This is a genomic window from Campylobacter sp. IFREMER_LSEM_CL2256 (assembly GCF_025771645.1).
Taxonomy (GTDB): domain Bacteria; phylum Campylobacterota; class Campylobacteria; order Campylobacterales; family Campylobacteraceae; genus Campylobacter_D.
On record NZ_JAKMQQ010000021.1, the window covers coordinates 1 to 5,961 of the forward strand.

Below are 5,961 nucleotides of genomic sequence, written 5' to 3' on the forward strand. Positions count from 1 at the left end.
CCCTAAAACAAATTTCTTTAAATGTCTAATTATATTAATAAAACTTTAAGCTTTTATTGCTATAATTTCATTTCCTTTTTAAACGAAAGGGTTTTAAAAAGCTAAGACTTTTTGTCTTAATTTTTTAGTATTTGTTCTTTAAATTATTAATATTGTTAATCAAATCTTATAGTCAATCTTTGAAATCTAAATAAGTGATCGATTGAGCCAGAAAGATTTATTTTTAAATCTTAACAATCAACTTTTTCTTTGAAGAAAAAGATTAAACTTATCCAATTTTTTATGGAGAGTTTGATCCTGGCTCAGAGTGAACGCTGGCGGCGTGCCTAATACATGCAAGTCGAACGATGAAGCTTTTAGCTTGCTAGAAGTGGATTAGTGGCGCACGGGTGAGTAAGGTATAGTTAATCTGCCCTACACAAGAGGACAACAGTTGGAAACGACTGCTAATACTCTATACTCCTGCTTAACACAAGTTGAGTAGGGAAAGTTTTTTCGGTGTAGGATGAGACTATATAGTATCAGCTAGTTGGTGAGGTAATGGCTCACCAAGGCTATGACGCTTAACTGGTCTGAGAGGATGATCAGTCACACTGGAACTGAGACACGGTCCAGACTCCTACGGGAGGCAGCAGTAGGGAATATTGCGCAATGGGGGAAACCCTGACGCAGCAACGCCGCGTGGAGGATGACACTTTTCGGAGCGTAAACTCCTTTTCTTAGGGAAGAATTCTGACGGTACCTAAGGAATAAGCACCGGCTAACTCCGTGCCAGCAGCCGCGGTAATACGGAGGGTGCAAGCGTTACTCGGAATCACTGGGCGTAAAGGGCGCGTAGGCGGATTATCAAGTCTCTTGTGAAATCCAACGGCTTAACCGTTGAACTGCTTGGGAAACTGGTAGTCTAGAGTGAGGGAGAGGCAGATGGAATTGGTGGTGTAGGGGTAAAATCCGTAGATATCACCAAGAATACCCATTGCGAAGGCGATCTGCTGGAACTTAACTGACGCTAAGGCGCGAAAGCGTGGGGAGCAAACAGGATTAGATACCCTGGTAGTCCACGCCCTAAACGATGTACACTAGTTGTTGGGGTGCTAGTCATCTCAGTAATGCAGCTAACGCATTAAGTGTACCGCCTGGGGAGTACGGTCGCAAGATTAAAACTCAAAGGAATAGACGGGGACCCGCACAAGCGGTGGAGCATGTGGTTTAATTCGAAGATACGCGAAGAACCTTACCTGGGCTTGATATCCTAAGAACCTTTTAGAGATAAGGGGGTGCTAGCTTGCTAGAACTTAGAGACAGGTGCTGCACGGCTGTCGTCAGCTCGTGTCGTGAGATGTTGGGTTAAGTCCCGCAACGAGCGCAACCCACGTATTTAGTTGCTAACGGTTCGGCCGAGCACTCTAAATAGACTGCCTTCGTAAGGAGGAGGAAGGTGTGGACGACGTCAAGTCATCATGGCCCTTATGCCCAGGGCGACACACGTGCTACAATGGCATATACAATGAGACGCAATACCGCGAGGTGGAGCAAATCTATAAAATATGTCCCAGTTCGGATTGTTCTCTGCAACTCGAGAGCATGAAGCCGGAATCGCTAGTAATCGTAGATCAGCCATGCTACGGTGAATACGTTCCCGGGTCTTGTACTCACCGCCCGTCACACCATGGGAGTTGATTTCACTCGAAGCCGGAATACTAAACTAGTTACCGTCCACAGTGGAATCAGCGACTGGGGTGAAGTCGTAACAAGGTAACCGTAGGAGAACCTGCGGTTGGATCACCTCCTTTCTAGAGTACAAACTGATAAGTCTCACAACTATCAGTTCATATATAGACTCAATCATCCTTGTTTAGATTTCAAAGATTGATGAAAAGCTAATTTTGGGGAATTAGCTCAGCTGGGAGAGCGCCTGCTTTGCACGCAGGAGGTCAGCGGTTCGATCCCGCTATTCTCCACCATTTATTAAGGGCCTATAGCTCAGCTGGTTAGAGTGCACCCCTGATAAGGGTGAGGTCACAAGTTCAAGTCTTGTTAGGCCCACCATAAAAAAAGATTTGTTTATCAATCATATAATAAAGTTTTAAAACTTAAAGCAAGTATATAGCTAATAATAAAGCAGTAAATAAAGTAAAATACTTTATTGTCTATGTTTTTAAATTATTTAAACTCTTTATATATACTTTCTTTAGGTTTTAGACCTAAGCTAAATAAATAATAGAATATTTTATATATTAGATTAATTATTTAATGTTATTTGAATTATCATTGTTAAGAGTCACAAGCAAGTTTTAATAAAAACAATTTTACAGGACTTGTTAAAGGATAAAACCTAGCTATCTTTTCTTTAGCTTTTAGTTAAAGACAAGTTTTAAACTCACAGCTTAGTGAGACTAATATTTTTAGTTTTATTAAGTGTTTAAATGCTTTCCGTCTTAAGATAGTAAAGTCTTATCATAAAAACTTTAACAAGGAAGTGATGCGTTTTAGAATGAATTTAAAAGGTAAGCTATTAAGAGCGAATGGTGGATGCCTTGGCTGGTAAAGGCGATGAAGGACGTACTAGACTGCGATAAGCTACGGGGAGCTGTCAAGAAGCTTTGATCCGTAGATTTCCGAATGGGGCAACCCAGTATATAGAGATATATACTACCATAATGGAGCGAACGTAGGGAATTGAAACATCTTAGTACCTACAGGAAAAGAAATCAATAGAGATTGCGTCAGTAGCGGCGAGCGAAAGCGCAAGAGGGCAAACCCAGTGCTTGCACTGGGGGTTGTAGGACTGCAATGTGCAATAGGTAAGGTTAGTAGAACACTCTGGAAAGTGTAGCCATAGAGGGTGATAGTCCCGTATACGAAAACCAAACCTTAGCTAGCAGTATCCTGAGTAGGGCGGGACACGAGGAATCCTGTCTGAAGCTGGGTCGACCACGATCCAACCCTAAATACTACTACCAGACCGATAGTGCACAAGTACCGTGAGGGAAAGGTGAAAAGAACTGAGGTGATCAGAGTGAAATAGAACCTGAAACCATTTGCTTACAATCATTCAGAGCACTATGTAGCAATACAGTGTGATGGACTGCCTTTTGCATAATGAGCCTGCGAGTTGTGGTGTCTGGCAAGGTTAAGCACACGCGAAGCCGTAGCGAAAGCGAGTCTGAATAGGGCGCTTAAGTCAGATGCTGCAGACCCGAAACGAAGTGATCTATCCATGAGCAAGTTGAAGCTAGTGTAAGAACTAGTGGAGGACTGAACCGATAGGCGTTGAAAAGCCCCCGGATGACTTGTGGATAGGGGTGAAAGGCCAATCAAACTTCGTGATAGCTGGTTCTCTCCGAAATATATTTAGGTATAGCGTTGTGTCGTAGTATAAGGGGGTAGAGCACTGAATGGGCTAGGGCATACACCAATGTACCAAACCCTATCAAACTCCGAATACCTTATATGTAATCACAGCAGTCAGGCGGCGAGTGATAAAATCCGTCGTCAAGAGGGAAACAACCCAGACTACCAGCTAAGGTCCCTAAATCTTACTTAAGTGGAAAACGATGTGAAGTTACTTAAACAACCAGGAGGTTGGCTTAGAAGCAGCCATCCTTTAAAGAAAGCGTAATAGCTCACTGGTCTAGTGATTTTGCGCGGAAAATATAACGGGGCTAAAGTAAGTACCGAAGCTGTAGACTTGATTTTATCAAGTGGTAGGAGAGCGTTCTATTTGCGCCGAAGGTATACCGGTAAGGAGTGCTGGAGCGAATAGAAGTGAGCATGCAGGCATGAGTAGCGATAATTAATGTGAGAATCATTAACGCCGTAAACCCAAGGTTTCCTACGCGATGCTCGTCATCGTAGGGTTAGTCGGGTCCTAAGTCGAGTCCGAAAGGGGTAGACGATGGCAAATTGGTTAATATTCCAATACCAACATTAGTGTGCGATGGAAGGACGCTTAGGGCTAAGCAAGCTAGCGGATGGAAGTGCTAGTCTAAGGTCGTAGGAGGTTATATAGGCAAATCCGTATAACAATACTCCGAGAACTGAAAGGCTCTTCAAAGTCTTCGGACAGCGAGGAGAATTGCTGATGCCGTCGAGCCAAGAAAAGTTTCTAAGTTTAGCTAATGTTGCCCGTACCGTAAACCGACACAGGTGGGTGGGATGAGTATTCTAAGGCGCGTGGAAGAACTCTCTTTAAGGAACTCTGCAAAATAGCACCGTATCTTCGGTATAAGGTGTGGTTCGCTTCGTATTAGGATTTACTCCGAAAGCGAAGAAACTTACAACAAAGAGTCCCTCCCGACTGTTTACCAAAAACACAGCACTCTGCTAACTCGTAAGAGGATGTATAGGGTGTGACGCCTGCCCGGTGCTCGAAGGTTAATTGATGGGGTTAGCATTAGCGAAGCTCTTGATCGAAGCCCGAGTAAACGGCGGCCGTAACTATAACGGTCCTAAGGTAGCGAAATTCCTTGTCGGTTAAATACCGACCTGCATGAATGGCGTAACGAGATGGGAGCTGTCTCAAAGAGGGATCCAGTGAAATTGTAGTGGAGGTGAAAATTCCTCCTACCCGCGGCAAGACGGAAAGACCCCGTGGACCTTTACTACAGCTTGACACTGCTATTTGGATAAGAATGTGCAGGATAGGTGGGAGGCTTTGAGTATATGACGCCAGTTGTATATGAGCCGTTGTTGAGATACCACTCTTTCTTATTTGGGTAGCTAACCAGCTTGAGTTATCCTCAAGTGGGACAATGTCTGGTGGGTAGTTTGACTGGGGCGGTCGCCTCCCAAATAATAACGGAGGCTTACAAAGGTTGGCTCAGAACGGTTGGAAATCGTTCGTAGAGTATAAAGGTATAAGCCAGCTTAACTGCAAGACATACAAGTCAAGCAGAGACGAAAGTCGGTCTTAGTGATCCGGTGGTTCTGTGTGGAAGGGCCATCGCTCAAAGGATAAAAGGTACCCCGGGGATAACAGGCTGATCTCCCCCAAGAGCTCACATCGACGGGGAGGTTTGGCACCTCGATGTCGGCTCATCGCATCCTGGGGCTGGAGCAGGTCCCAAGGGTATGGCTGTTCGCCATTTAAAGCGGTACGCGAGCTGGGTTCAGAACGTCGTGAGACAGTTCGGTCCCTATCTGCCGTGGGCGTAAGAAGATTGAAGAGATTTGACCCTAGTACGAGAGGACCGGGTTGAACAAACCACTGGTGTAGCTGTTGTTCTGCCAAGAGCATCGCAGCGTAGCTAAGTTTGGAACGGATAAACGCTGAAAGCATCTAAGCGTGAAGCCAACTCTAAGATGAATCTTCTCTAAGCTCTCTAGAAGACTACTAGTTTGATAGGCTGGGTGTGTAATGGATGAAAGTCCTTTAGCTGACCAGTACTAATAGAGCGTTTGGCTTATCTTATTTAAGCATCACTTCCTTGTTAAGGTTTTTAATAAAGCTTTGAAGGTTTTTATATGAAATATTTATATAAAGATTATGTTCTTAAGTTTATAAAATCTTACAAGTAAAGTTTATATTAGAACTTGCTCTTAACATTGTTTTTTAAGTATTCTAAAACAATAAAGTGGTTAGTTTAATAAAATATCTAAATATAAGAATAAGATGAAAGTTAAAATAAAAATGATTTCAATCTAGTTTTTATTGTGCTGTATTTAAATAGAATATTTAAATAACAATGTCCGTGATTATACAGATGTGGAGACGCCTTGCTCCATCCCGAACCAAGAAGCTAAGCACATCGTGGGTGATGATACTACGCCTTACTGGCAGGGGGAAAGTAGCTCATTGCGGACTTGTTAATTCTCTTATTATTCTTACTTTATATATAATCTTATGTTTGTTTTTATTGTTAGTTATTGAATTGGTTTATTTTTTGGATTATTTATTTGTGACACTATTTTTAAATTTTTCTTATTTTTCTTATTTTTCTTATTTTTCTTATTTTTCTT

2 tRNA genes and 3 rRNA genes are annotated in these 5,961 nt (G+C 42.7%); all 5 read left to right on the forward strand.

The window, feature by feature from the left end:
• Positions 1-279 precede the first annotated feature (279 nt).
• The 5 genes from L8U00_RS07665 to rrf all read left to right on the forward strand — a co-directional run bounded on the left by L8U00_RS07665 (position 280) and on the right by rrf (position 5,806).
• Positions 280-1,793 (forward strand): 16S ribosomal RNA (locus tag L8U00_RS07665).
• Positions 1,794-1,888: 95 nt separating this feature from the next.
• Positions 1,889-1,964, forward strand: a tRNA-Ala gene (locus L8U00_RS07670).
• Positions 1,965-1,972: 8 nt separating this feature from the next.
• Positions 1,973-2,049: transfer RNA gene (locus L8U00_RS07675), tRNA-Ile, on the forward strand.
• A gap of 456 nt (positions 2,050-2,505) precedes the next feature.
• A 23S ribosomal RNA gene (locus L8U00_RS07680) occupies positions 2,506-5,413 on the forward strand.
• Between the two features lie 276 nt (positions 5,414-5,689).
• Positions 5,690-5,806, forward strand: a 5S ribosomal RNA gene (gene rrf, locus L8U00_RS07685).
• Together the 16S, 23S and 5S rRNA genes with 2 tRNA genes alongside form the textbook arrangement of a ribosomal RNA operon.
• Positions 5,807-5,961 lie beyond the last annotated feature (155 nt).